The organism is Sorangium sp. So ce394 (assembly GCF_051474665.1).
Lineage (GTDB): Bacteria > Myxococcota_A > Polyangia > Polyangiales > Polyangiaceae > Sorangium > Sorangium cellulosum_D.
Genome location: NZ_CP150339.1, coordinates 9,441,451 through 9,466,401 on the forward strand (window position 1 = coordinate 9,441,451; position 24,951 = coordinate 9,466,401).

Below are 24,951 nucleotides of genomic sequence, written 5' to 3' on the forward strand. Positions count from 1 at the left end.
GGCCGACGACGCGCTGCGCGAAACGCCGGCCGAGGGCGAACCTGGACAGTCCCACCACGGCGCCTGCCGGGCCGACGGCCGACAGCAGCCCACCCGCGCGCCCGCGGGTCAGGTCGCGGCGAAGTGGCCGGTCGGCTCGTCGCCGAAGCACAGGCCCATCTCGCGGGCCGTGACGACCGTGTCCGAGTCGAGCGGCACCGTCTTCGTCTTTCCCGCGACCTCGTCGAGGGGGACCAGCTCGATCCGGTTCGCCCGCAGCGCGACCATCCCGCTCCCGCAGTCCTCGACGAGGCAGCGCGCCGCGGCCGCGCCGAAGCGGAGCGCGAGCAGGCGGTCCGCCGTCGTGGGCCCCCCGCCGCGCTGCAGGTGGCCGAGCACCATCGAGCGCGCCTCCTTGCCCGTCCGGGCGGCGAGCTCCTTGGCGACGCGCTCGGCCACGCCCCCGAGGACAGCGGTGCGACGGAACGCGTCGCCCGCGTCCTTGATGATCAGCTCTCCCCCCTGCGAATGCGCCCCCTCCGCCGCCACCACGATGGAGAAGCGCCGCCCGCGCGACTCCCGGAGGCGGATCTTGTCGGCGATCGGCTCGTACCGGAACGGGATCTCCGGCATCAGGATGACGTCGGCGCCCCCGGCGATCCCGGCGTTGAGCGCGATCCAGCCCGCGTGCCGCCCCATCACCTCCACGACCATGATCCGCTCGTGCGCCTCGGTGGTGGTGTGGAGCCGGTCGAGCGCCTCGGTCGCGATGGACACGGCCGTGTCGAAGCCGAACGTGATGTCCGTGCAGCAGACGTCGTTGTCGATCGTCTTCGGCACGCCGATGACGAGGGGCAGCCCGCGCTGGAGGAGCTCGTGCGCGATCCGCATCGAGCCGTCGCCGCCCACGGCGATGAGCGCGTCGAACCCCAGCGCGCGGAACCGCCGCACGAGGTCCTCGGACCGATCCCGCGGCACGAGCCCGTGCTCGCCCGGCGTCGGGTAGTGGAACGGATCGCCGCGGTTCGCGGTGCCCAGGATGGTGCCCCCGAGGTGCGCGATGCCCCGCACACGCTCGCGATCGAGCCGGATGAGCCCGTCCGGCGAGTCGTCGAGCAACCCGCGGTAGCCCTGCCGTATCCCCCAGACCTCCCAGCCACGCTCGAGCGCGCCGAGCGTGGCCGCGCGGATCACAGCGTTGAGCCCGGGCGCGTCGCCGCCGCCGGTGCTGATAGCGATCTTACGTGCCGCCATGAGGCGGCCAGCATTGCGAGCCATCCTCGGCGACGCAATAGACATCTTCCTCGCCCGAGCCTCGAAAGGCGCGGGGCGCGCGTGACAGCCACGCTTCGCGTCGACGACGAACGACGGCGCGCGGCGCGCTGGAGGAGCGAAAACGCCTCCGCGAAGCGTGGTTCGCACCGGCGCGCGCCGTGTGGTCGGGGCCGCTCTGCGGCGCGCCTCGCGCCGGGAGCGCCGCCGCATGACGGTCGCGAGCGCCGGCGACAGGGTATAGGGGCATGCGCATGCGATCACCCCGGCTGCGCGCCCCCGTATGAACCGCGCCACCCTGATCCGAGGCATCCAGGTCATCGTCACGCTCACGCTCGCGTCGTTCGCGTACGTGCTCTACAGCGAGATCCACGACAAGCAGGCGAGCCTCGCCGCCGGGCTCGCGCACGTGCGGCCGGGCTGGCTGCTCGTCGGCGCCGTGCTGGCCCTGCAAGAGGGCGTGTTCGGCGGCCTCAGGATCTGGGTCCTCGGGCGCGTGCTCTGGCCAGGGCTCCGCGTGCGCACCGCGGTGACCTCGGAGTTCGTGCTGATGTTCTGCGCCGGCGTGACCCCGGGGCAGGCCGGCGCCGCGCCGTCGCAGGCCGCCGTGCTCGTGCACGGGGGCATGCGGCTCGTCGACGTGGCCACGGCGGAGCTGCTCACCGCCTCGTGCACGGTCTCGTTCTTCCTCCTCTCGGCCGTCGCCATCTTCGCGCTGCGGCAGAGCGGGATGCTGGTCTTGCACGGGGGCCCGCAGATCGAGTGGCTGCTCTTCTTCACCATCGCCATGTTCGGCTCGGCGCTCGTCGGGCTGATCTTCGCGGCGGCGTACCCGCCGCTGCTCAAGGCGATCGTCCGCGCGCTGTCGGTGCCGCTCGGGGGGCTCCTGCGCGCCGCGATGCGGGTCGCCCGGCGCGTGCCCCGGCTGCGGGCCCGCGCCGACGCCGCGCTCGCCGCACCCCACGCCACGACCGCGCGCGTCTTGCACGGCGTGGACGAGTTCCACAAGGGCTTCCGCATCTACATGCGCCGCGGGAAGCGCGCCTACGCCGCCGCGCTGCTGCTCACGTTCGGCTTCTTCTGGTCGCGGTTCGCCGTCGCCTACTTCATCCTGCTCGGGCTCGGCATCCCGACGACGCCCTCGACCTTCGTCTCGGTGGGCCCGCCGATCGTCCAGGTCGTCCTGACGCAGACGGTGCTCAACTTCGCGCTCTACATGAGCCCCACGCCCGGCGCGAGCGGCGTCGCCGAGCTCGGCTCGAACGCGCTCATGTCGCCCTGGGTCGAGGGCGCGTTCGTGGTGCCGTACGTCGTCCTGTGGCGGGTGCTCACCCTGTTCCTCTGCATGTTCGTGGGGGGCATCTATGTCTTCCGCTACCTCGGCACCGACGTGCTCGAGGCGCAGGTGGAGCAGACGGAGGCGGAGAAGCGAGCGCTCGAGGCGGCGCGCGCCGCCGGCGGTGCGCCTGCGAGCGCCGCGCCCGCGAGCGCGTCGGAGGAAGGAGAGGCCGCCGGCCGGCGGCGCGGCGCGGGGTGATGCTGGGGGGACCGGCGCGGACCGGCGCGCGCCGCGCCGCGGGATCAGCGCGCGGGGACGGGCACGGCCGCGAACTGGACGACCTTGCCGCGCCGCACCTTGAGGAGCGCCGTCGACCCCTCCTTCGTCTTGCCGATGGCCGCGCGGAGGCCGGCGACGTCCTTGATCGGGGCGCCGTTCACCTCGATGATCACGTCGCCCACCTGGAGCTCCTGCGTGTCGACGCCCTGCGCGAACCCGTCGACCCGGACCCCGCCGCCCGCCACGTCGGAGACGTGGATGCCGAGCTTCTCGGCGCTCTGCTGCCGCTCGGGCCGCGCGCCCTGGATCGGCCGCACGCGGCCCTGCGCGTCGCCCTCCTCGTCCTGGAGCGCGTCCAGCTTGGCCCGGAGCTCCTGCCGCTTCTGGCCGCGCACCACGGTCACCTCGATCTCCGAGCCGGGCGCGTTGCGCGCCACGTTGCGCCGTAGCTCCTCGGCGTGGAGGATCGGGGTGCCGTTCACGTCGACGATCACGTCGCCCGGCTTGATGCCGGCGCGCGCGGCGGCCCCGCCCGGCTCGACCTCGGCGACGAGCGCGCCCTTGGGCGTGTCCAGCTGGAGCGCCGCGGCGAGCTCGCGCGTGACGGGCTGGAACGAAAGGCCGAGCTTGCCGCGCTCGACGAAGCCCTTCTCGCGGAGCTGCGGGAGCACGTCCTTCAGCGCGTCGACCGGGATCGCGAAGCCGATGCCGTTCGCGCCCGCCCGGATCGCCGTGTTGATGCCCACGACCTCGCCCCGCCAGTTGAACAGCGGCCCGCCGCTGTTGCCCGGGTTGATCGAGGCGTCGGTCTGGATGAAGTCGTCGTACGGCCCCGCGCCGATCGCGCGCGCCTTCGCGCTGACGATGCCGAGCGTGACCGTGTGGCCGAGCCCGAAGGGGTTGCCGACCGCGAGCACGTGCTCGCCGACCCGCAGCTGCTCGCTGTCGCCGAGCGGCGCCACGGGCAGGCCGCTCGCGCCCTTCAAGCGGAGGAGCGCCAGATCGAGCTTGGGATCGCGGCCGACGACCTCGGCCTCGAACTCCCGCTCGTCGGCGAGCCGGACGCGCACGCCGGAGGCCTCGTGGATGACGTGCTCGTTCGTCACCACGTAGCCGCTCGGATCGATGATGAAGCCGGTCCCGAGCGCCGTCTGCGGCGGGCGCTGGCCGCCCCGCGGGTTGAGCCGGCCGCCGCCGTGCGGGCCGAAGAAGAAATCGAAGGGGTCGAGCCCCTCGGGACCGCGGGACTCGTGCGTCGTCGTGATGTTGACGACCATCGGCCTGACCCGCTCGGACAGCGCCGCGACGTCGAAGGTGGCCGGCACCGGCGCCGGCGGGAGCGTCACGGTGGAGACGGGCGGCGGCGCCGCGGAGGGCGCGGCGGCTGCGGCCTGGGTGGAAGGGGGCGTGGCGTGAGCCTGCTGGCCGCACCCGCCGAACGCCAGCGCCGCCATCGAGAGCAGCGCCAGGGCCGAGGCGCGAGAGCGATAGGAAACCGCTTGAATCATGGAATCTCCGTCATGCAGTCGAAAGGTCCCGTCCTGCGTTCGGCGAACAGGGGACCGACTGCGTTCATTCCGCCGCACAAATAACCCCACGAGGTCCGCTGACATGGGCGCGCGCCGCGCGCCGGGCCGGGCGGGCGCCGCGCGCCGGGCCGGGCGGGCGCCGCGCGCCGGGCCGCCCGTCCCCGGCGGCACGCCGCGCCGGCGGCGGTGTCCGTCGAGATTTGAGCCGCGGGCTCGATAAGGCTGCTAGGGTGCGCGCTCCTGGAGGCGAGCGAGGGCGATGGGGAGCGACGACGGCCAGCTGCGAGGGCGCAAGATCGGGTTTCTTGGCGGCGGGAACATGGCAGAGGCGCTCATCCGAGGCCTGGTCCAGGGGGGCGCCGTGGGCGCCGAGCAGATCAGGGCGAGCGATCTCAAGAGCGATCGGCTCTCGTTCCTCCACGCGCGGTACGGCATCGAGACCACCGACGACAACGAGGCGCTCTGCCAGTGGGCCGACGTGCTCGTCATCGCCGTCAAGCCGCAGATCGTCGATCGGATCCTCGCGCCCATCTCGTCGGGGCTCGGCCGCGCGGACGTCGTCATCTCGGTGGCGGCCGGCGTGCCGATCGACGCGATCGAGGCGCGCCTGCCGGAGGGCGCGCGCGTCATCCGCAGCATGCCGAACACCGCCGCGATCGCGCTGGCCGGCGCCACGGCGATCGCCGCCGGGAGCCACGCCACGAGCGACGACGTCGAGATCGCGCGGGCCCTGTTCCAGGCGGTCGGCCGCGTGGTCGTGCTCGACGAGTCGCTGCTCGACGCGGTGACCGGCCTGTCGGGCAGCGGCCCCGCGTACGTCATGCTGATGATCGAGGCGCTGGCCGACGGCGGCGTGAAGGTCGGCCTCGGCCGGGACGCGGCGCTGCTGCTCGCGGCGCAGACCGTGTACGGCGCCGCCAAGCTGCAGCTCGAGACCGGCGAGCACCCCGGGCGCCTGAAGGACATGGTGACGAGCCCCGGCGGCACGGCGATCGCGGGGCTCCACACGCTGGAGGCCGGCGGCCTCCGGCGCACCTTGATCGACGCGGTCGAGGCCGCGTCGAACCGCTCGGCCGAGCTGGGTGCGCAGATGGCGCAGAAGCTCCGCCGCACCTGATCGCCCCGCGTCGCGATGCCGCCGTGGCGAGGCCCGCGGCGGCGGCTTGATGACTCGATGGCTCGACGAGCCGATAGCAAATTGCCACAGCTGTCACAGCGGGCCGCGGCAGAGGCCCGCTCCCGCGCTGCCCGGGACGTGGCCGGCGCGCGGCGCGGAGGTATTGGCGTTCGGGCGTCCCTTGACTATGTTCGCCGCGTCGCAGCGGGACAGGCGATCGCCGGCGGCCGGGGGAACCCGGTCGCGGGAGGAAAGTCCGAGCTCCGCAGGGCAGGGTGCCGGGTAACGCCCGGTGAGAGCGATCTCGAGGAAAGTGCCACAGAGAACAGACCGCCGCGCCGCGCGCCTCGCGAGGGCGAGGAGCCTCCTGCCCGGACGGGCTGCGCTCCGAGCCTCCGCCGGCTCGCCGCGCGGCAAGGGTGAAACGGCGGGGTAAGAGCCCACCGCGCCCTTGGCAACAAGGGCGGCACGGCAAACCCCACCTGGAGCAAGGCCGCGTAGGGAGGCGTCCGCGGCGGCGACCGCCGCCACGGCAAGGGCTGCCCGCCCCAGGCCTCCGGGTTGGCTGCTTGAGGCGCGCGGCGACGCGCGTCCTAGAGGAATGATCGCCAGCGCGAGGGGGGCGACCCCCCGCGCAACAGAACTCGGCTTACGTCCCCTGCGACCACGGAGCCCCGCCCCGGCGGGGCTCCGTGCTTTTGTGATCGCCCGCCGCTCACCTGTGGCAAGGCGCTACGCCGCCAGCGGCTGCAGGCGGTCGCGCAGCTTCTTCTTCGCGCGCGCCTCGAGCTGCCGAGCCCGCTCGCGCGACACCCCGAGGCGGCGCCCGATCTCGGCGAGCGACAGCTCCTCCTCCGGGTCGGCCATCATCCGGGTCTCGACGATGTACCGCTCGCGCGGGTCGAGGTTCTCCACGGCCTGCGTCAGCCGCTCGCGGAGCAGCGCCCCCTCCTCGGCGCGGGAGAAGCGCTCCTCTTGGTCCTGGTCGTCCGCCGGCAGGGTGTCGACCAGCGACCGGGCGCCGTCCTCGAAGACCTTCGTGTCGAGCGACACGTCCCGGGCCTCCAGCCGGTGCGCCATCTCCAGCACCTTCTCCGCGGGCGCGCCGAACTTCTCGGCCAGGAGCCGATCGCCCTCCTCCCCCTCGCCCACCAGGCCCGCGATGCGCGCCCGCTCCCGCCGCAGCCGGAAGAACATCTTCGAGCGCAGCGGGCCCGAGCCCACGCCGACCAGGCTCCAGGAGTGGATGACGTGGTTCAGGATGTACGCCCGGATCCAGTAGGCCGCGTAGGTCACGAAGCGATTTCCACGGTCAGGGTCGTACTTGCGGATCGCGTGGACGATCCCGAAGTTCCCCTCGGCGATGAGGTCGGCGAGCGGGATCCCGTACCGCCGGTAGCTGATCGCGATCGAGACAACATGCCTCAGGTTCGCGAGCGCGAGCGCGGCTGCGGCCTGCTCGTCGCCGTGGTCCCTCCACCGTCGAGCGAGCTCGACTTCTTCCTCGCGCGACAGCTCCGGGATCTGCCGAACATGCGTGATGTAGCGCGAAACTGCGCTGGCCTGATCTCGGGACGTTTGCACAGGGTTTCCTTCGAGGTCCGAAGACCCCGGTTCGGTTGTTGAGGCCGGCCGACGCCGGACCTCGGCTCCTGCGGCCGAGGCCGGCCGAAGCCGGACCTCGATCGCGTTGATCGCCCCGCCGGCACTTGCCGCCGAAGCGGTTGGTTCGAGATTCCGAAGAGAGCAGCCCACCCAGGCTGCGATGCAGCTGGCATGCCGCCCCGGGCGGGCAGCTTGTACACCGTGGCTGCGAAGCCATGGCGCACGCGGCTCAGGCTCGCCCGCGCGAGCGCTGAGGCAAAAAGGAGCCGCTAGAGAGCCGGGAAGGTCTCGATGCTCCGGGCGTACGCGCGCACGGCGCCCGTGTGCATCTCACGTCGGCCGCTCCGCCGACGGGCGGAGCGAGCCAGGACGGAAGCGAGGTTCAGGAGGAGGCGCGAGCGCGCGGGGTCCGAGGAACTCGGAGCCGCGGGATCAGACGGAGAACGAGGAGCCGCAACCGCAGGTGCTCTTGACCGACGGGTTGCTGAACTTGAAGCCCGAGCCGTGGAGGCCTTCCACGTAGTCGATCTCGGTCCCGTCGAGGTACTGGAAGCTGAGCGGGTCGATGTAGAGCTTGATTCCGCGGTCCTCGAACTCCTCGTCGAACTCGGTCGGCTTGTCCTCGAAGTACAGGTCATAGGAGAAGCCGGCGCATCCGCCGCCCACGACGCGCAATCGCAGCCCCTGCCCCAGCAGCTCCTCCGCGGTCGCGATCTCCATCACCTTCTCGGCTGCCTTCTGCGTGATCGTGATCATCCTGAATCTCCTCTGCGTGCTTTGTCCGGCGGGGGACGGCATGTCCTGCCCGAGGGGGCGCTCGCCCCGATGGAGGGCGAACCGCGCGTGCGCCCGGCCGGCCGTGCCCTGGGGTGGGGTGCTCAGGGCTAGCCAAAGATACGCACCTCCAGCGATGTCCGCCAGTGCCTCAACCGGAACGGGGTACGCCTTCGACCTGACCGCCCGGTCGTCCAGGTAGCGCCGCCGTTCGCGCAGGGGAACCCGCCCTTTTCCCGGTGAGGCCGCAGCCGGGGGGCCGCAGCTGAGGGCCGCTGTCCTCGCCCGCCACAGGCGAGGCTTGACGCCCGCCCGCCGGTCCGCCACGCTATCATCCGTTCATCCGGATTGAGAGATACGCGTTGCCCGACCTCACGGCCACCACCGAGCTCCTCCGGCTCCTCAGCGACCCGACCCGCGTCCGCCTGCTCGCGCTGCTCGGCCGCGAGGAGCTGAGCGTCGCCGAGATCACCGACGTCACGCAGCTCGCGCAGTCCCGGGTCTCCACGCACCTCGGCAAGCTGCGGGAGGCCGGCCTGGTCAAGGACCGGCGCGACGGGGCGTCGTCCTTCTACGCGATGAGCCACGGCGCCATGCCCGAGGAGGCGCGGCGGGTCTGGGCCCTGCTCGAGGCGACCACGGAAGATCCGCTGATCGAGCAGGATCGCGAGCGCGTCCGCGAGGTCGTGCGGGCGCGCGCCGGAGGGGCGAGCTGGGCCGACTCGGTGGCCGGGCGCATGGAGCGGCACTACTCGCCGGGGCGGACCTGGGAGGCGTCGCTGCGCGGGCTGCTCGGCCTGATGTCCCTCGGCGACGTGCTCGACATCGCCTCCGGCGACGGCGCGCTGGCCGAGCTCGTCGCGCCGCGGTGCCGCACGATGACCTGCCTCGACGCGAGCGAGACCGTGATCGAGGCCGCCCGGCTGCGCCTCGCGCGCCTCGGCAACGTCCGCTTCGCGCGCGGCGACATGCACGAGCTGCCGTTCGAGGAGGCGTCGTTCGATCAGGTGATGCTGATGAACTGCCTGACCTTCGCCCGGTCGCCCGCCCGCGCCATCGCCGAGGCGGCCCGCGTGCTCCGGCCGGGCGGCGCGCTCGCGGGGGTGACGCTGAAGACGCACCGGCACGAGATCGCGGCCGTCACGTACAGCCACGTGCGTTTCGGCTTCGAGCCGCGCGAGCTCCGGGCGATGCTCGAGGCCGCGGGCCTCGCCGTGGACGCCTGCGACGTGACCTCGCGCGAGAAGCGCCCCCCGCACTTCGAGGCGATCTCGGTCCACGCCCGCAAGGAGGGCGCGGCCGAGGCCGCCCCGCCGGCCCGCGAGGGCGAGGACGCAGGACCCCGGGCCGCGGGGCCCTCTCAACAGGACGGCTGCGCCGCGGCCGCCGCACCCACGGTAAAGAAGCCCAGGAGAAGAGCAGAGCCATGAACGGAAGCGAACGCCCCGCGCGCCTCGAAGAGATCCTCGACAGCCGGATCCTGTGCCTCGACGGCGCGATGGGCACGATGATCCAGCGCTACCGCCTGGGCGAGGCCGACTACCGCGGCGAGCGCTTCCGCGACCACGCGATCGACCTCAAGGGCAACAGCGACCTCCTCGTGCTGACGCGGCCGGACGTCATCGCGGAGATCCACGGCGCGTACCTCGACGCCGGCGCCGACATCATCGAGACGAACACCTTCACGGGCACCTCGATCGCCCAGGCGGACTACCGGCTCGAGTCGCTCGCCTACGAGATCAACCTCACCGCGGCCCAGATCGCCCGGAAGGCGGCCGACGCGTGGACGGCGCGCACGCCCGACAAGCCGCGCTTCGTCGCGGGCTCGATGGGGCCGACGCCGAAGACGCTGTCGATCTCGCCGAGCGTGAACGACCCGTCGTTCCGCGCCGTCACCTTCGACGAGCTGCGGCGCGCGTTCGCCGAGCAGGTGCGCGGGCTCGTCGACGGGGGGGCCGACGTGCTGCTCGCGGAGACGTTCCTCGACACGCTGAACATGAAGGCGTGCCTCGTCGCGATGGAGGAGGTCTTCGCCGAGAAGGGGCGGCGCCTGCCGATCATGCTCAGCGTGACGATCACCGACCGGAGCGGCAGGACGCTCGCCGGCCAGACGATCGACGCGTTCTGGACGAGCGTGGAGCACGCGAGGCCGCTCAGCGTCGGCCTCAACTGCGCCCTCGGCGCGAGTGACATGCGGCCCTACCTCGTGGATCTCGCGAAGCTCGCCCGGGCGCGGGTGAGCTGCTACCCGAACGCGGGCCTGCCCAACGCGTTCGGCGAGTACGACGAGCAGCCGGAGACGACGTCGCGGCTGCTCGCGGAGTTCGCGCAGAGCGGGCTCGTGAACATCGTCGGCGGCTGCTGCGGGACGACGCCGGACCACATCCGCGCGATCGTCCGGGCGGTCTCGGAGCGGAGGCCGCGGCCCCTGCCCACGGCGCGCGACGGCTTCGGGCGCTTCAGCGGCCTCGAGACGCTCGTCATCCGGCCCGACACGAACTTCCTGATGATCGGCGAGCGGACCAACGTGACCGGCTCGGCCCGGTTCATGGAGCTCATCAAGAAGGGCGACTTCACGACCGCGCTGGAGGTGGCGCTCGACCAGGTGCGCGGCGGGGCGAACATCCTCGACGTCAACATGGACGAGGGCATGCTCGACTCCGAGCAGGCGATGACGACGTTCCTGAACCTCATCGCCACCGAGCCCGAGATCGCCCGCATCCCGATCATGATCGACAGCTCGAAGTGGTCGGTCATCGAGGCGGGGCTCAAGTGCATCCAGGGCAAGGGGATCGTCAACTCGATCAGCCTCAAGGAGGGGCCGGAGGACTTCCTCAGGAAGGCGCGCACCATCCGCCGCTACGGCGCGGGGGTCGTGGTGATGGCCTTCGACGAGGTCGGCCAGGCCGAGACGGTGGAGCGGAAGGTCGCGATCTGCCAGCGCGCGTACAGGCTGCTCACCGAGGAGGCCGGCTTCGATCCGCAGGACATCATCTTCGACCCGAACATCCTCGCGATCGCGACCGGCATCGAGGAGCACAACGAGTTCGCCAAGAACTTCATCGAGGCGACGCGGATCATCAAGGCGACCTGCCCGGGGGCGCGCATCAGCGGCGGCGTGTCGAACCTGTCGTTCTCGTTCCGCGGGAACAACGTCGTCCGCGAGGCGATGCACTCGGCCTTCCTGTACCACGCCATCCGGGCGGGCATGGACATGGGCATCGTGAACGCGGGGCAGCTCGCGGTCTACGAGGACATCCCGAAGGACCTGCTCGAGCGGGTGGAGGACGTCATCTTCAACCGGCGCCCGGACGCCACCGAGCGGCTCGTCGAGTTCGCCGAGCAGGTGAAGGGCAAGGGGAAGAAGAAGGAGCTCGACCTCGCCTGGCGCGAGGGCCCGGTCGAGGAGCGGCTGTCGCACGCGCTCGTGAAGGGGCTCGTCGACTTCATCGAGGCGGACGTGGAGGAGGCGCGGAAGAAGTACGAGAAGCCCCTCTCCATCATCGAGGGGCCGCTGATGGACGGGATGAAGATCGTCGGCGAGCTGTTCGGCGCCGGGAAGATGTTCCTCCCGCAGGTGGTGAAGAGCGCCCGCGTGATGAAGCGGGCCGTCGGGTACCTCCTGCCGTTCATGGAGGCCGAGAAGGCCGCCGGGGGCGGGACGTCGTCCCAGGGGAAGGTCGTGATGGCGACCGTGAAGGGCGACGTGCACGACATCGGCAAGAACATCGTGGGCGTGGTGCTCGGGTGCAACAACTACGAGGTGGTCGACCTCGGCGTGATGGTGCCCCAGGACAAGATCCTGGAGACGGCGCTGAGCGAGAAGGCCGACATGATCGGGCTGAGCGGGCTGATCACGCCGTCGCTCGACGAGATGGTCAGCGTGGCGCGCGAGATGGAGCGGCGGGGCATCCGGCTGCCGCTGCTCATCGGCGGGGCGACGACGAGCCGGCAGCACACGGCGGTGAAGATCGCGCCGGAGTACGGCGGGACCGTGGTGCACGTGCTCGACGCGTCGCGGGCCGTGGGCGTGGTGTCGAGCCTGCTCGACCAGACGAACCGGCAGACGTTCGACGCGCAGAACCGGCAGGAGCAGGCCAAGCTGCGCGAGCTCTTCGCGAGGAAGCGGGCGAAGCCGCTCGTGACGCTCGCCGCGGCGGACGAGGGGCGGCTCAAGATCGCGTGGCGGCCCGAGGACATCGCGGCGCCGTCGTTCACCGGGCGGCGCGTGGTGGACGACGTCCCGCTCTCCGAGATCGCGCGGTACATCGACTGGACGTTCTTCTTCACGGCGTGGGAGCTCAGGGGCCCGTTCCCGCAGATCCTGGAGCACCCGCAGTACGGCGAGGCGGCGCGCGAGCTGTTCGACCACGCGCAGAAGGTGCTGCAGCGGATCGTCGACGGCAGGTTGATCCAAGCGCGGGGCGTCTACGGGTTCTGGCCGGCGAGCGGCGAGCAGCGGGACATCGTGCTCTACGGCGACGAGGCGCGCTCGCGCGAGCTCGTCCGGTTCAACATGCTCCGGCAGCAGCAGGTGAAGGCCGCGGGCGGCGCCGAGGAGGACGGCGAGAAGGCCGTGGGCGGGGTGAAGCCATACCTGTCGCTCGCCGACTTCGTGGCGCCGAGGGAGAGCGGGCTCGCCGATCACGTCGGCGCGTTCGCGGTGACGGCGGGGCTCGGGCTCGATGAGGTCGTGCGCGCGTACGAGAAGGACAAGGACGACTACAGCGCGATCATCGCGAAGGCGCTCGCGGACCGGCTCGCGGAGGCGTTCGCCGAGCTGCTCCACGAGCGGGCGCGGAAGGACTGGGGGTACGGCGCGGCAGAGGCGCTGAGCAACGAAGAGCTCATCGCCGAGAAATACCGGGGGATCCGGCCGGCGTTCGGGTATCCGGCGTGCCCGGAGCACACCGAGAAGCGCAAGCTGTTCGCGCTGCTCGACGCGCCCTCGGTCGGCATCGAGCTGACCGACACCTGCGCGATGACGCCGGCGGCGAGCGTGAGCGGCATTTACCTGGCGCACCCCGAGGCGCGGTATTTCATGGTGGGGCGCCTCGGCAGGGATCAGGTCGCGGACTACGCGAAGCGCAAGGGGATGACGCTCGAGGAGGCCGAGCGGTGGCTGTCGCCGAACCTGGGGTACGACCCGAAGGCGGCGGACACCGCGTGAGGCTTCTGCGCGAGCTGCCCCGCCTCCTCTGGTCCGAGCCGAGAGCGCCTCATCCACCCGGCGTAGGCAAGGGAGACTGGGCGCTGCTCGGCGTGCTCGTCGCGACTGGGCTGGTCGAGCTGGCCGTGAGGCTGGATGGCTCGTGGACATCCGCCTCTCTCTTGGTCGGCTTCGCCCTCACGCCCACGGTGCTGTGGCGGCGATCGAGGCCGCTGTCGATGGTCGTGATCGCGTTCGGCGCGAGCACGGCCATGGCGTTGACCCGGCTCTCGACCGGCGGCGACCTCCCCAGGCTGCACACGGCGGCCTTCCTGCTCTTGCTCCCCTACTCCCTGCTCCGGTGGGGCGCCGGACGCGACGTCATGATGGGCTCGCCCATCCTCCTGGTCTCGGCGTCGCTGGGCCTCCTCGCGGATCGGGCGAAGACGAGCGACGTCATCGGGGCCTTCGCCGTCCTGCTCTCCGCCATGGCGCTCGGCGCGGCGGTCCGCTATCGGGCGCGCGCGCGCTCGCACGAGCTCGAACAGGTGAAGCTGCGCGAGCGCGCGCAGCTCGCGCGCGACCTCCACGATACGGTCGCCCATCACGTGTCCGCCATCGCCATCCGCGCGCAGGCCGGGCTGGCCACGTCGTCCAGGAACCCCGAGGCCGCGATCGACGCGCTCCGCGTCATCGAGACCGAGGCGTCGCGCACCCTCACCGAGATGCGCGCGATGGTCCGGTTCCTGCGGCGAGACGAGTCCGCCGATCTCGCGCCGAGCCCGCGCATCGCAGACCTCGATCGCCTGGCCCACCGGTCCGCCGAAGGCCCCGAGATCCACGTCGAGCTCTCCGGGGACCTCGACGACCTCTCACCGTCGGTGTCAGCCGCCATCTACCGCCTCGCGCAGGAGTCGATCACCAACGCTCGGCGGCACGCGCGGCACGCGACGCGGATCGACGTCGGCGTCTCCGCAGACCGCGACTCGGTGAGCCTGCGCGTCAGCGACGACGGCGCCCCCGCGAACGCTCGCCAGCCCGCCTCGGTGGGCTACGGGCTCCTCGGCATGATCGAGCGAGCGGAGCTGCTCGGCGGCACGTGCCACGCGGGCCCGCGCCCGGAGCGCGGCTGGACGGTGACCGCCGTGCTGCCTCGAAGGGGACCGGCCCTATGAGCATTCGAGTCATCGTCGCCGACGATCAAGAGATCGTCCGCACCGGGCTCACCATGATCCTCAATGCCCAGCCCGGCATCGAGGTCGTGGGCGCCGCCGCCGACGGCCACCAGGCCGTGCGGCTGGCGCTCGAGCTTCGCCCCGACGTGTGCCTGCTCGACATTCGCATGCCCGGCATCGACGGCATCGAGGCCACGCGACGGCTCGCCGGCCCGGGCGTCGACCGGCCCATCGGGGTCGTCGTGATCACCACCTTCGACCACGACGACTACGTGTATGGCGCCCTCAAGGCCGGCGCCCGCGGCTTCCTGCTGAAGGACGCCGGTCCTGACCTGCTCGCCCAGGCCGTCCGCGCCGCCGCGAGCGGCGACGCCTTGATCGCGCCCAGCATCACCGCGCGGCTCCTCGGCGCGTTCGCCGACGCCCGGCGCCCCCTGCCGCGAGCGCAGCCGAGGGAGGCCCTCACCGACCGGGAAGAGGAGGTCCTCCTCGCCGTGGCCCGCGGGCGAACCAACGCCGAGATCGCCGAAGAGCTCCACATCAGCCTCAGCACCGTCAAGAGCCACATCGCCAGCCTCATGGCCAAGCTCGGCGCGCGCAACCGGGTCGAGATCGCCATCTGGGCCTACGAGACCCATCGCATGCAGAGCTGATCGGCCGAAAGTACGACCTCCCGGTCCGCCTCTCGGCCGGCTGCGATTTGGCCGCTCTGCCGATGTTCGCGGCCGGGGCCGTCGTTACGCTCGAGCGCATGATGGATGAGAGCGCTGCAGCGTCCTATGCTTCACCCTCCCTGTCGCCGCCGAACGGCCGGCGCCTTCAGGACCGGAGACGAGGGCGGTCGAGCACGAGGGCCCCCTCGGCGAAGGGAGCATGGCGCGTCCCCGCGCTGCTGATCGCGCTCAGCGCGGTCCCGGTCGCCGCCGGCGCCGTTCGCCTGATCGGGCTGGCCGGCGGCGCGGAGATCACCCCGGAGAACGCGCGGTTCTTCGCGGATCCCGTGCCCGTGGCGCTGCACATCCTGAGCGTCAGCGTCTGGTGCGTCCTGGGCGCGTTCCAGTTCTCCTCCGGCCTGCGCCGCCGGAGCCCCGGATGGCACCGAGGCGCTGGGCGGGTGCTGGTCCCCGTCGGGCTCATCGCCGCGCTCTCGGGTCTATGGCTGACCTGGGCCTATCCCCCGGTCGATCACGACGGCCCGCTGCTCCATGCCCTCCGGCTGGCGGTGGGCTCGGCGATGGCGCTGTGTATCTGCCTCGGCTTCGCCGCCGTCCGCCGCCGGGACATCGCCGGGCACCGCGCCTGGATGATGCGCGGCTACGCGCTCGCCCTCGGGGCCGGCACGCAGGTGCTGACCCACGTGCCCTGGCTGCTGTTCGGCGGGATCCGCGACGAGATGAGCAGGGCGCTCGCCATGGGGGCCGGCTGGGCGATCAACCTCGCCGTGGCCGAATGGATCCTCCGCAGCGCGGCGGCGCGAGGCGCCGCGGCGGGCGCCGTGATAGACCAGCGCGCATGACCGAGGCCGAATGGTTTGACACGAACCGCCGCGCCTGGAACGCGCGCACCCCCGTGCACCTGGGGTCCAAGTTCTACGATCTGGCCGCCTTCCGGGCCGGCGCGAGCTCCCTCAAGCCGATCGAGATCGAGCAGGTCGGCGACGTCCGGGGAAAGACGCTCCTCCACCTTCAATGCCACTTCGGACAGGACACGCTCTCGTGGGCGCGGCTCGGCGCGCGCGTCACCGGGCTGGACCTCTCCGACGAGGCCATCAAGGCTGCTCGCGCGCTCGCCGCGGAGCTCTCGATCGACGCGCGGTTCGTGGAGGCCAATACCTACGACGCGCCCGCGGCGCTCGGCGGCGAGACGTTCGATATCGTCTTCACCTCGTACGGCGTCCTCGGCTGGCTCCCGGACATGACGCGGTGGGCGCGCGCGGCCGCCGCGTGCCTGAAGCCGGGGGGCGTCCTGCACCTCGTCGAGTTCCACCCGCTCGTCTGGACCTTCGACGACGCGTTCGAGCACATCGCCTACGCGTACGACGGGCACGGGGAGCCGATCGTCACGGAGCAGACAGGCACCTACGCCGACCGCGACGCGCGCGTGAAGCTCCGGGAGGTCGGCTTCAACCACGGGATCGGGACGGTGGTGACAGCGCTGCTCGAGGCAGGCCTCACCCTGGAGCGGCTCCGGGAGCTCGACTGGTCGCCCTACGACATCTTCCCGGACATGGAGGAAGGGCCGCCCGGGCAGCTCCGCATGAAGAAGTTCGGGCGCCGCCTGCCGCTCGTCTTCGCGCTCGCGGCGCGGCGGGGGCGCTGAGCGCGGCGACGATGTCGTCCGCGTAGCCGGCAAGCCTCACGCCCGCTCAGGGCGCCGCCGCGCCGCCGGCCGCCTTGGCGTACGAGCTGCCCGCCGGCGCCGTGAGGTGCGGGTTTCGCTCGACCTCCTCCGCGGCCGCCGCGGACCAGCGCGCCATCGCCGGGAGCGACGTGATGGTGCCCGCATAGGCCCGCGCGACCTCGTCGATCTCGACGTCGTACGAGAGCAGGCGCGTCACCACGGGCGCGAACATCGCGTCGGCGATCGAGAAGGCGCCGAACAGGAACGGCCCGCCCTGGCCGAACCGGGAGCGGCAGTCGCGGAAGATCTCGAGGACGCGCGCGATGTCGCGGGCGGCGCCGTCCGAGATCGCGCGCCGCGGGTACCGCCGCGCGACGTCCATCGGCAGCTCCCGGCGCAGGTCGGCGAAGCCGGCGTGCATCTCGCTGCTGACCGCGCGCGCGATCGCGCGGGCATCGCGCCCCTCGGGCCACAGCCGCGCGCCGGGGAACGCCTCGGCCACGTACTCGCAGATGGCGAGCGACTCCCACACGACGAGCTCGCCGTGGCGCAGGGCGGGCACCTTGCGCGTCGGCGAGCGCTGCGCCACCCGATCGACCCAGTCGGGGAGCTCGTACGGAATGACGTGCTCCTCGAACGGGACGCCAGCGTGGGACATGGCGAGCCACGGCCTGAGCGACCAGGACGAGAGGTTCTTGCTGCCGATGTAGAGGTGAAGCTCGGGGGTGCTCATCGTTTCGTCTCCTTGTTTCGTCGGGCCTTGCGGGGCGCGGCGGCGCGGGGGCTCCGGTCGCCGCCCGGGCCGCTCGCGGGCTGCGGAGGGGGAGAGTCGCCGCTGAGGACGGCGCGCTCCTCGGTCAGCATGCGCGCGAGGGCGTCCAGCACCGCGCGGACGCGGGGCGCGTGCTGGAGGTCGCGGTGGACGGTGAGCCAGACGGCGCGGCGGGGCTCGTCCGGCAGGGGGATGCGCGCGAGGTCCGGCTCGTGGTCGCCGATGAAGCACGGCAGGAGCGCGACGCCGAGCCCGGCGCGCGCGGCGCCGAGCATGCACGCCGTGCTGTTGCTCCGGAGGACGCACGGGCCGCCCGCGGCCATGCGCTCGAACCAGACGTGCTCCGGCGGCATCGCGCCGGGCGCCTCGATGCCGATGCGCGCGTGCGCCGGGAGATCGGCCGCGGTGGGCGCGCCGCGGCGCTCGACGTAGGCGCGCGCGCCGTACACCGCCCAGCCGACGACGCCCGCTTTCCGGACCACGAGGCCGCCCTCGGTCGAGCGGAAGAACCGGACCGCGATGTCCGCTTCCCGCCGGGAGAGATCGAGCGCGCGGATCGCGGTCACGAGCTCCACCGAGATCCCCGGGTGCGCCGCGTGGAGCGCGCCGAGCCGGGGCGCGATGAAGCGGCTGCCGAACGCCTCGGCGGCCGTCACCCGCACGGTGCCCGTGAGGCGCTGGTCGCGGCCGAGGCTCCCGCGCTCGATGGCGAGGATCGCCTCCTCGACGCGCGCGACGTCGGGGATCAGGCCGAGGCCGTCGTTCGTGAGCGCGTATCCGGAGGGCGATCGCACGAAGAGCCGCACGCCGAGCGCCTCCTCGAGCGCCTCGACCCGACGGCCCACGGTCGTGTGATCGACGCCGAGCGCGCGGCCGGCGCCGGCGAGGGAGCCCGCCCGGGAGAGGGCGAGGAGATACCGCAGGTCGTCCCAGCTCATCACGATGCGACTCTCCCAGCCACGCTGCGCGCGAGCATGCGCTCGCGGCAGCGTACCGGGGAGACGGCAAATGTGCGCGCCGGCTGTGCAAAAATGCACAAGCCTGCTGCGCGCTGGCGCGCTACCCGCCTCCAGCGCCTCGTCGGCTCTGGGCAGCTCGCCGGGGAGCTGCCGTCGAGCGGCCGAGCTGCATGTCCTCGCCCCCCTGGCGCTCTGCTGCGCGCCCAAGAAAGCTCATCCAGCGGACCTCGCCGGTCCGGAAGGCGGCCTCGCTGCGCCGATCACAGCCCCGTGCGGCTCGGCGCGGGGGCGGGCTGCGGGAGCGGAGCTCCCTTCTTGTACGAGAGGAGGAGCTCCCCGGTGCGGTAGGCGAGATCGCCGCGAGGCGTCTGGGAGACCGACAAGACGAGCTCGATCCGCTCCCCCGACGCCCACGCCCACCGGAGGATGCGCGCAAAGCGACCCGGCTTCGAGCATGCGTCGGGGTCCGAGGCGCAGTCGGGCGCGTAGGCGCCCTCCTCGCTCGCGGGCCGACCGTACTTGCCCACGAGCGCCGCGCGGAGCTCGCGCAGCTCCGCCTGCCACGCAGAAGCGCCGCTGCCGCTCGGCTCCGCCCGCAGCTCGACGCTGCAGAGGCGATCTGCGCAGAAGCCGAGGGCGGCAGTCGCGCGCAGGCCGACGCCTTCCGGAACGCCGCTGCACGTGAAGCGCCCGGGCTCGACGGCGACCCATTGCAGCGAGGCGCGGGCGCACGCCTCGCCGCTCGCGGCGACGTCGGTGTCGAACAGGAAGCCGCCCCCGCCGCGCGGCGGCGCGTGCTGCTGGGTGTCCTTGAACACGAGGCACGTCCCGCGATACCCCTTCAGGGTCCGCACGCTCCCGGGCGCTCTGTAGCCGTGGCCGAGGACGGCGTCGTTCGCGCCGGAGAGCAGCACCCCCTCACAGCCCTGCTGCCCGGCGACGCGGCGGAGCTCGTTCACGAGCGCGTTCGCGCCGGCGCTGCTCAGGGCGCTCTGCTGGACCTCGATCATCCCGACCTCGTGAAAAGGACGTTCGGGCCTGCTGAGGAACACCTCGACATCCTCGGTCGGCCTGGGCTGCATGGCGCGCGGGCTCCCCGCGGTCGGAACGTACGACGAGCGGACGCCTCCGCAGCCCACCGCGAGCCCGAGGCTCAGAGTTGCCATGAAGATCGGCGCGACGCGCGAGAGGCACCTTCGCGCCCAAGTCATTTCAGCTTCCACGGTAATGAGGCGGAGTTGAAGCAGCGATCGCTCGACGCGTCAACCGCGCCCGGGCGTCGGTTTCTTTCTTCGAGAACACACCCCCTCTCCGGCGCGGCGTCTGGAGCGACAGCGAACGTCGCGCTACGGAGCGCCGCTCAGGCGCACAGGACGCGCTCGTCGACCGGGAGCCGCGCGCTGCGCTCGGGGTGCGCGAAGCTGCCAGGCGATCGCAACGCGCCGCAGAGACCAGCGTCGGCCAGCGAGACGAGCGCGCCCGGCGCCGCGGGCAGCGGGCCCTCGCACGGGATGAGGTGCACAAGCGCGTGGACCGTCGGACCGGGCCGGAGGAGGCTCTCGTAGAGCGCGTGGCCGAAGACGAGCGCCGCGGCCTCGCCCCGCTGCACGGCGCCCCGCGCCTCACCGGCGCAGCGCCCGAGATCTGCGGCGTCTTCGAGCAGGGGCGCCCGGCGCGCGTCGTGGAGCAGCAAGAGCCCGCCCTCGTCGAGGAGCGCGAGCCCGTCGAGCTCGCGCGTGCGCGCCGGCGGGAGCGCCTCGGCGGACGGGTCGAGGCGCGCGGCGATCGCCCGGTGCTGGCGCGCGTGGAGCTCCGCCTTCGCGCGCGGGAACGCGGCCCACACGAGCATGTTGAGGAAGTCGTGCCAGTTCCTCGGGCGCGTGGGCACGCAGCCCTCGACGTGGATGCGCGCGTCGTAGAGCGACGAGCGGTCGAGCGGACCGCGCCGGCCGCGGCGCCGCGGCCTCGGCGGCTGCTCCACGAAGCGGACGGGGAAGCCCTCGCCGAGCGCGCGGCCATAGCCCTCGACCGGCGGCCAGTCGACGCACCCCGAGAACGCCTCGGCCCACGGACGGATGGGCCAGTAGAGACGGCTCTTCTCGTAGAAGAGCGGCTCCCAGGGGACGGGGCTGGGCCCCGGTGCGCCGCCCTGATGCGGCGCAGCTCGGCCGTCGGCGCTCACGCAGGGCAGCGTAGGAGCAGGACCGCGAGAGCTCAAGCCGCGACGGAGCGCGCGCGATGAAGCCGCGACGGAGCGCGTGCGCTCGAGCCGCGACGGAGCGCCGCCCCGGCGGGCCGCCCGGCGCCGTGATATCCTGGCGCCCCTGATGACGCCGGACCTCATCGTTCGCGGGTTGCGGGTGGTCACCGGGGGCGCGGTGCGGCCGGCCTCGGTGCACATCCAGGGCGGCACGATCGCCGCCGTCGCCGGGCACGACGAGGTGCCGGAGGGCTGCCCGGTCGTGGACGCGCGAGGCGCGGTGGTGATGCCCGGCCTCGTCGACGCGCACGTGCACATCAACGAGCCCGGACGCACCGAGTGGGAAGGGTTCGAGACGGCGACGCGCGCCGCGGCCGCCGGCGGCGTGACGTCGCTCGTCGATATGCCGCTCAACAGCATCCCGCCGACGACCACGGTCGCGCACCTCGAGGAAAAGGCGCGCGCGGCCGCGGGCCGCTGCCTCGTCGACGTGGGGTTCTGGGGCGGCGCCGTCCCGGGCAACGCGGGAGAGCTGATTCCGCTGCTCGACGCCGGCGCGCTCGGCTTCAAGTGCTTCATGGTCGACTCCGGCGTCGCGGAGTTCGGCCACGTCGCCGAGGCGGATCTGCGGGCGGCGCTCGAGGTGCTCGCGGGCACGGGGGCGCCGCTGCTCGTCCACGCCGAGCTCCCCGGCCCGATCGACGCGGCGCGCGCGGCGATCGCCGGCCTGGATCCGCGGACGTACGCCGCCTACCTGCGCTCGCGGCCGCGCGAGGCGGAGGACGAGGCGATCGCCCTGCTCGCGTCGCTCTGCCAGGCGACCGGCGCGGCGGCGCACGTGGTCCACCTCTCGTCGGCGACGGCGCTCGACATCCTGCGGCGGGCGCGCGACGGCGGCGCCGCGCTGTCCGCGGAGACGACGCCGCATTACCTGCACTTCGCCGCCGAGGAGATCCCGGACGGCGCGACGCCCTTCAAGTGCGCTCCGCCGATCCGGGAGCGGGAGAACCGCGAGGAGCTCTGGGCCGCGCTGCAGGGCGGGCTCATCGATCTCGTGGTCTCCGACCATTCCCCGTGCACGCCCGAGCTCAAGCGGCTCGAGGCCGGCGACTTCGACGCGGCCTGGGGCGGGATCTCGAGCCTGCAGCTCGGGCTGTCGATCGTGTGGACCGACGCCCGGAAGCGGGGCATCCCGCTCGAGCGGCTCGCGGACTGGCTGTGCCGGGGGCCGGCGCGGCTCGCCGGGCTGCGCCAGAAGGGGGAGATCCGGCGCGGGTTCGACGCGGATCTCGTGATCTGGGATCCGGAGGCGAGCTTCCGGGTCGAGCCGCCGCTCATCCAGCACCGGCACAAGGTGACGCCGTACGCGGGGGAGGAGCTCCACGGCGTCGTCCAGGCCACCTACCTCCGCGGCGAGAGGGTGTTCGACCGCGGGAGCTTCTCCGGAGAGGCGAGAGGGCGATGGCTGAAGCGAGAGGGGTGACGGGGCCGGCGTTCGCGGAGGCGCTCGATCTCGCCTCGGAGCGCCTGGGCGGCGCGGTGATCTCGGCGAACGACGAGTTCTTCGCGCCGAAGGAGAACCTGCTCAAGGCGTCGAAGCCGGTGTTCCTCGAGCACGAGTACACCGATCGCGGCAAGTGGATGGATGGCTGGGAGACGCGCCGGCGCCGGACTCCCGGGTTCGACTGGTGCCTCGTCCGGCTGGGGTTGCCCGGGATCATCCGCGGGGTCGTCGTGGACACGGCGTTCTTCCGGGGCAACTACCCCGAGCACTGCTCGATCGAGGCGTGCGCGGCGCGGCCCGACGCGCGGGTGGAGGAGCTGCTCAATCCGCGGACCCACTGGGTCGAGATCCTGCCGCGCTCGCCGCTCGCGGGCGACGCGCAGAACGCGTTCGCGGTGAGCTGCCCTTTCCGGTTCACGCACCTCCGCCTGAACATCTATCCGGACGGCGGGGTGGCGCGCCTCCGCGTGCACGGCGATGCCGTCCCCGACTTTCGCCGGCTCGACCGCGCGGGCGCGGAGCTCGATCTCGCGGCCGCGGAGAACGGCGCCCGCGTGCTCTCGTGCAGCGACATGTTCTTCGGGGTGCGCCACAACCTCATCATGCCCGGCCGGGCGGCGAACATGGGAGAGGGCTGGGAGACGCGCCGCCGGAGGGGGCCCGGGTACGACTGGGCGCTCGTGGCGCTCGCGGCCCAGGGCGAGATCCACCGGATCGAGGTCGACACCAACCATTTCAAGGGCAATTACCCCGACAGCTGCATGATCGAGGGGATCGACGCGGCGGGGCGCCCGCCGGAGGAGCTCGCCGGCGCGAGCGATTTCCGGGAGATCGTGCCGCAGACGAAGCTCCAGGCGCACACGCGGCACCTCTTCGAGGAGGAGCTCCGCGCGGCGGGGCCGTTCACGCACGTGCGGCTGAACATCTATCCTGACGGCGGGGTGAGCCGCCTCCGCATCTTCGGCAAGGCGACCCGGAGCGGGGCGGCGGAGCAGCGGCTCCGCTGGCTCAACGCGCTCACGGACCGCGAGGCGGAGGCGGAGCTCCGCGCGGCGTGCGGGGCGTCCTCGTGGGCGTCGCAGATGGCGGCGGCGCGGCCGTTCCGCGACGAGGAGGCGCTCTGCGCGACGGCGTCGCAGGTGTTCGCGCGGCTCGGCCCGGAGGACTGGCTCGAGGCGTTCCGCGCGCACCCCCGCATCGGAGAGACCAGGCCGCAGGCCGACGCCGCGGAGGCGAGCGCGACGGCGAGGCGGTTCTCGAGCCAGGAGCAGGCGGGGATGAGCGCGGCCGCCGAGGAGACGCGGGAGGCGCTCGCGCGCTACAACCGGGCTTACGACGAGAAGTTCGGGTTCATCTATATCGTCTGCGCGACCGGGAAGAGCGCGGACGAGATGCTGGAGATGCTGCGCGAGCGGATCGAGCACACGCCGGACGAGGAGCTGCACATCGCCGCGGAGGAGCAGCGGAAGATCACGGAGATACGGCTGAAGAAGCTGCTGTGGGGCGCGTAGATCCCCGGGGGGGGCACGGCCGCCGAGGAGGGGGCGCCAGAAGGCTTTTGCGCCAGCACGAGCCCTGTCTGCAAGCCGGTCTATCCGGCTGTCGGGCGTCAGCGCGACAGCTGGCCTCGCAAGGCGCCGTCGGGGAAATCGGCGGTGCGGACGGCGACGTAATACAGCTCCGGCGCGGTGAGCAGCGCGCTCAGGTCGTCGGGGGACGCGCCGACGCAGCCCGTGGAGCTGCCGCCCGTCGGCGGCATCAGCGTGAGGACGACGCGGCCCGCATGGCCGGCAGAGCCCTCGTGGACGCGCGCCGCGATCGCTGGCGCGATGCCGGAGACCGTGAGGTCGAAGCAGACCTCGCCCTGGGCGAGATCGAGCGTGAGCCGGGCCGTGCCGCTCCCCCGCCGATCGCCGCGGCCGGGCGCTCCGTCCTGCCCGGTCAGCGCGGCCGTGAGCGGCCGGATCGGACGCTCAGGCAACGCCGCGCGCGCGAGCGCCGCCGCCAAGAGGACGGCGCCCAGAGCGGACATCGTGAGATGCGGCATGTCTCCCTCCTGCACATCCCAGGGATGCGCCATGCGAGGGCGCAACGAAGAGCAAAGACGACGCCGGCCCGCGCGCGCGTCGCACGACGCACGCCCGGCGGCGCCGCGGCGAGGAGGGCTGCGACGGACATAGCCCCTCCACCGTCGCGCCCGGCGAGCCGAGTCGACGACGAACGCGGACAGGAGCGGCCCAATGCATGGACCCAAGTCGCCGCTTCTGCCGAGATTGAACCCGGATCGACGGAAGCGTAGAGTGTCCGCCACTCATGATCTCGACCCGAAAGCCGTCCCGCGCCGCGACGTCCCGGCGCGGCGAGGGCAAGCCGCCCCGGCAGCGGCTCGACCTCGACGCACGCCGCGCGCAGCTGCTCGCGCTGGGGCTCGAGCTCTTCAGCCAGCGAGCCTACGACGACGTGTCGATCGACGAGGTGGCGCAGGCCGCAGGCATCTCGAAGGGGCTTCTCTACCATTATTTTCCAACCAAGCGCGATTTCTACATTGCCGTCCTGCGTGAAGCGGCGCGCGAGCTCGTCGAGCGGTCGCTGGACGTCGACGACGTGCCGGTGCCGGAGCGGCTGCGCACCGGGCTGGACGCCTATCTGGCCTACGTCGAGCGACAGGGGATCTCGTACGCGGCCGTCTTCCGGGGCGGCATCGGCTCGGACGCCGAGGTGCTGGCGATCATCGAGGAGACCCGCAGCCGGTTCCTCGACAAGCTGCTCGCCGATGCGCCGGTGGCCGAGCGGCCTCCGGCGCTCCGGGTGGCGCTCCGCGGGTGGATCGGGTTCGTGGAGGCGACGAGCCTCGACTGGATCGAGCGGCACGAGCTCGACCGGGCGTCGCTGCGCGACCTGCTCGCCGATCTGCTGCCCGAGGTGGTGCGGCTGGCCATGCTGCACGCGGGCGGACAGGGCGCCGGCGAAGCCGCGGCGGAGGCGCCCGCCTGAGGGCGGCCGGCCCGCCGCGGCCGG

The 24,951-nt window shown here is 72.7% G+C and carries 20 protein-coding genes and 1 other RNA gene; 12 read left to right on the top strand and 9 right to left on the bottom strand.

Going from position 1 to position 24,951, the window contains the following annotated elements:
• Nucleotides 1–108: 108 nt before the first annotated feature.
• Nucleotides 109–1,233 carry a 6-phosphofructokinase gene (locus tag WMF33_RS34740; protein WP_437332647.1) on the bottom strand — a complete coding sequence of 375 codons (1,125 nt, stop codon included), beginning with the start codon at nucleotides 1,231–1,233 and terminating at the stop codon, nucleotides 109–111.
• Nucleotides 1,234–1,534: 301 nt separating this feature from the next.
• Between WMF33_RS34740 and WMF33_RS34745 the strand changes: the two genes are divergently transcribed.
• Nucleotides 1,535–2,788 (top strand): lysylphosphatidylglycerol synthase transmembrane domain-containing protein, encoded by a 1,254-nt coding sequence (locus WMF33_RS34745; RefSeq protein WP_437332648.1) that lies wholly within the window; start codon nucleotides 1,535–1,537, stop codon nucleotides 2,786–2,788.
• 44 nt (nucleotides 2,789–2,832) lie between these two features.
• On the opposite strand, the gene WMF33_RS34750 is transcribed toward WMF33_RS34745, so the two are convergent.
• Nucleotides 2,833–4,317, bottom strand: a complete 1,485-nt coding sequence (locus WMF33_RS34750) for a Do family serine endopeptidase (RefSeq protein WP_437332649.1) — start codon at nucleotides 4,315–4,317, stop codon at nucleotides 2,833–2,835.
• Between the two features lie 280 nt (nucleotides 4,318–4,597).
• On the opposite strand from WMF33_RS34750, the gene proC reads away from it, so the two are divergent.
• Both proC and rnpB read left to right on the top strand, forming a co-directional pair.
• Nucleotides 4,598–5,455 (top strand): pyrroline-5-carboxylate reductase, encoded by an 858-nt coding sequence (gene proC / locus WMF33_RS34755; RefSeq protein ID WP_437332650.1) that lies wholly within the window; start codon nucleotides 4,598–4,600, stop codon nucleotides 5,453–5,455.
• Between the two features lie 201 nt (nucleotides 5,456–5,656).
• An RNA gene (gene rnpB, locus WMF33_RS34760) (RNase P RNA component class A) lies at nucleotides 5,657–6,121 on the top strand.
• 66 nt (nucleotides 6,122–6,187) lie between these two features.
• On the opposite strand, the gene WMF33_RS34765 is transcribed toward rnpB, so the two are convergent.
• Nucleotides 6,188–7,039 (bottom strand): sigma-70 family RNA polymerase sigma factor, encoded by an 852-nt coding sequence (locus tag WMF33_RS34765; RefSeq protein WP_012238497.1) that lies wholly within the window; start codon nucleotides 7,037–7,039, stop codon nucleotides 6,188–6,190.
• A 453-nt stretch (nucleotides 7,040–7,492) separates the two neighbouring features.
• Nucleotides 7,493–7,816, bottom strand: a complete 324-nt coding sequence (erpA, locus tag WMF33_RS34770; RefSeq protein WP_012238498.1) for an iron-sulfur cluster insertion protein ErpA — start codon at nucleotides 7,814–7,816, stop codon at nucleotides 7,493–7,495.
• A gap of 380 nt (nucleotides 7,817–8,196) precedes the next feature.
• Here erpA and WMF33_RS34775 point away from each other — a divergent pair, with 380 nt between their 5' ends.
• The 6 genes from WMF33_RS34775 to WMF33_RS34800 all read left to right on the top strand — a co-directional run bounded on the left by WMF33_RS34775 (nucleotide 8,197) and on the right by WMF33_RS34800 (nucleotide 16,477).
• A complete protein-coding gene (locus WMF33_RS34775; protein WP_437332651.1) occupies nucleotides 8,197–9,264 on the top strand; it encodes an ArsR/SmtB family transcription factor in 1,068 nt (355 codons plus the stop codon).
• Nucleotides 9,261–13,004, top strand: coding sequence for a methionine synthase (gene metH / locus WMF33_RS34780; RefSeq protein ID WP_437332652.1), 3,744 nt, complete (start codon nucleotides 9,261–9,263; stop codon nucleotides 13,002–13,004). Before WMF33_RS34775 ends, metH begins: the two co-directional genes overlap by 4 nt.
• A complete protein-coding gene (locus WMF33_RS34785; protein WP_437332653.1) occupies nucleotides 13,001–14,158 on the top strand; it encodes a sensor histidine kinase in 1,158 nt (385 codons plus the stop codon). Before metH ends, WMF33_RS34785 begins: the two co-directional genes overlap by 4 nt.
• A complete protein-coding gene (locus WMF33_RS34790) occupies nucleotides 14,155–14,811 on the top strand; it encodes a response regulator (RefSeq protein WP_437332654.1) in 657 nt (218 codons plus the stop codon). The genes WMF33_RS34785 and WMF33_RS34790 overlap by 4 nt, the downstream gene beginning before the upstream one ends.
• A gap of 98 nt (nucleotides 14,812–14,909) precedes the next feature.
• On the top strand, nucleotides 14,910–15,674 hold the full coding sequence (locus WMF33_RS34795; protein ID WP_437332655.1) for a DUF2306 domain-containing protein: 765 nt from the start codon (nucleotides 14,910–14,912) through the stop codon (nucleotides 15,672–15,674).
• Nucleotides 15,671–16,477 carry a class I SAM-dependent methyltransferase gene (locus WMF33_RS34800; RefSeq protein WP_437332656.1) on the top strand — a complete coding sequence of 269 codons (807 nt, stop codon included), beginning with the start codon at nucleotides 15,671–15,673 and terminating at the stop codon, nucleotides 16,475–16,477. Before WMF33_RS34795 ends, WMF33_RS34800 begins: the two co-directional genes overlap by 4 nt.
• Nucleotides 16,478–16,523: 46 nt before the next feature.
• On the opposite strand, the gene WMF33_RS34805 is transcribed toward WMF33_RS34800, so the two are convergent.
• The 4 genes from WMF33_RS34805 to WMF33_RS34820 form a co-directional block, all read right to left on the bottom strand.
• On the bottom strand, nucleotides 16,524–17,231 hold the full coding sequence (locus tag WMF33_RS34805; protein WP_437332657.1) for a glutathione S-transferase family protein: 708 nt from the start codon (nucleotides 17,229–17,231) through the stop codon (nucleotides 16,524–16,526).
• Nucleotides 17,228–18,208 carry a LysR family transcriptional regulator gene (locus tag WMF33_RS34810; protein ID WP_437332658.1) on the bottom strand — a complete coding sequence of 327 codons (981 nt, stop codon included), beginning with the start codon at nucleotides 18,206–18,208 and terminating at the stop codon, nucleotides 17,228–17,230. The genes WMF33_RS34805 and WMF33_RS34810 overlap by 4 nt, the downstream gene beginning before the upstream one ends.
• Before the next feature lie 281 nt (nucleotides 18,209–18,489).
• A complete protein-coding gene (locus WMF33_RS34815) occupies nucleotides 18,490–19,395 on the bottom strand; it encodes a hypothetical protein (RefSeq protein WP_437332659.1) in 906 nt (301 codons plus the stop codon).
• 194 nt (nucleotides 19,396–19,589) lie between these two features.
• Nucleotides 19,590–20,411, bottom strand: coding sequence for a DUF3025 domain-containing protein (locus WMF33_RS34820; RefSeq protein WP_437332660.1), 822 nt, complete (start codon nucleotides 20,409–20,411; stop codon nucleotides 19,590–19,592).
• Nucleotides 20,412–20,556: 145 nt separating this feature from the next.
• Between WMF33_RS34820 and allB the strand changes: the two genes are divergently transcribed.
• A complete protein-coding gene (gene allB, locus WMF33_RS34825) occupies nucleotides 20,557–21,912 on the top strand; it encodes an allantoinase AllB (protein ID WP_437332661.1) in 1,356 nt (451 codons plus the stop codon).
• Nucleotides 21,891–23,444 carry an allantoicase gene (locus WMF33_RS34830; protein WP_437332662.1) on the top strand — a complete coding sequence of 518 codons (1,554 nt, stop codon included), beginning with the start codon at nucleotides 21,891–21,893 and terminating at the stop codon, nucleotides 23,442–23,444. The genes allB and WMF33_RS34830 overlap by 22 nt, the downstream gene beginning before the upstream one ends.
• A gap of 98 nt (nucleotides 23,445–23,542) precedes the next feature.
• On the opposite strand, the gene WMF33_RS34835 is transcribed toward WMF33_RS34830, so the two are convergent.
• A complete protein-coding gene (locus tag WMF33_RS34835; protein ID WP_437332663.1) occupies nucleotides 23,543–23,980 on the bottom strand; it encodes a CHRD domain-containing protein in 438 nt (145 codons plus the stop codon).
• A gap of 266 nt (nucleotides 23,981–24,246) precedes the next feature.
• Here WMF33_RS34835 and WMF33_RS34840 point away from each other — a divergent pair, with 266 nt between their 5' ends.
• Nucleotides 24,247–24,927: a TetR/AcrR family transcriptional regulator gene (locus WMF33_RS34840; protein WP_437332664.1), complete on the top strand. Its 681-nt coding sequence runs from the start codon at nucleotides 24,247–24,249 to the stop codon at nucleotides 24,925–24,927.
• The last annotated feature ends 24 nt before the right edge of the window (nucleotides 24,928–24,951 follow it).

What these genes read in the sequence shown, in the direction of transcription:
- WMF33_RS34740 (WP_437332647.1), bottom strand. Translation starts at nt 1,233, where the DNA reads ATGGCGGCACGTAAGATCGCTATCAGCACCGGCGGCGGCGACGCGCCC.
- WMF33_RS34745 (WP_437332648.1), top strand. Translation starts at nt 1,535, where the DNA reads ATGAACCGCGCCACCCTGATCCGAGGCATCCAGGTCATCGTCACGCTC.
- WMF33_RS34750 (WP_437332649.1), bottom strand. Translation starts at nt 4,317, where the DNA reads ATGATTCAAGCGGTTTCCTATCGCTCTCGCGCCTCGGCCCTGGCGCTG.
- proC (WP_437332650.1), top strand. Translation starts at nt 4,598, where the DNA reads ATGGGGAGCGACGACGGCCAGCTGCGAGGGCGCAAGATCGGGTTTCTT.
- erpA (WP_012238498.1), bottom strand. Translation starts at nt 7,816, where the DNA reads ATGATCACGATCACGCAGAAGGCAGCCGAGAAGGTGATGGAGATCGCG.
- metH (WP_437332652.1), top strand. Translation starts at nt 9,261, where the DNA reads ATGAACGGAAGCGAACGCCCCGCGCGCCTCGAAGAGATCCTCGACAGC.
- WMF33_RS34790 (WP_437332654.1), top strand. Translation starts at nt 14,155, where the DNA reads ATGAGCATTCGAGTCATCGTCGCCGACGATCAAGAGATCGTCCGCACC.
- WMF33_RS34795 (WP_437332655.1), top strand. Translation starts at nt 14,910, where the DNA reads ATGATGGATGAGAGCGCTGCAGCGTCCTATGCTTCACCCTCCCTGTCG.
- WMF33_RS34800 (WP_437332656.1), top strand. Translation starts at nt 15,671, where the DNA reads ATGACCGAGGCCGAATGGTTTGACACGAACCGCCGCGCCTGGAACGCG.
- WMF33_RS34805 (WP_437332657.1), bottom strand. Translation starts at nt 17,231, where the DNA reads ATGAGCACCCCCGAGCTTCACCTCTACATCGGCAGCAAGAACCTCTCG.
- WMF33_RS34810 (WP_437332658.1), bottom strand. Translation starts at nt 18,208, where the DNA reads ATGAGCTGGGACGACCTGCGGTATCTCCTCGCCCTCTCCCGGGCGGGC.
- WMF33_RS34815 (WP_437332659.1), bottom strand. Translation starts at nt 19,395, where the DNA reads ATGGCAACTCTGAGCCTCGGGCTCGCGGTGGGCTGCGGAGGCGTCCGC.
- allB (WP_437332661.1), top strand. Translation starts at nt 20,557, where the DNA reads ATGACGCCGGACCTCATCGTTCGCGGGTTGCGGGTGGTCACCGGGGGC.
- WMF33_RS34830 (WP_437332662.1), top strand. Translation starts at nt 21,891, where the DNA reads ATGGCTGAAGCGAGAGGGGTGACGGGGCCGGCGTTCGCGGAGGCGCTC.
- WMF33_RS34835 (WP_437332663.1), bottom strand. Translation starts at nt 23,980, where the DNA reads ATGCCGCATCTCACGATGTCCGCTCTGGGCGCCGTCCTCTTGGCGGCG.
- WMF33_RS34840 (WP_437332664.1), top strand. Translation starts at nt 24,247, where the DNA reads ATGATCTCGACCCGAAAGCCGTCCCGCGCCGCGACGTCCCGGCGCGGC.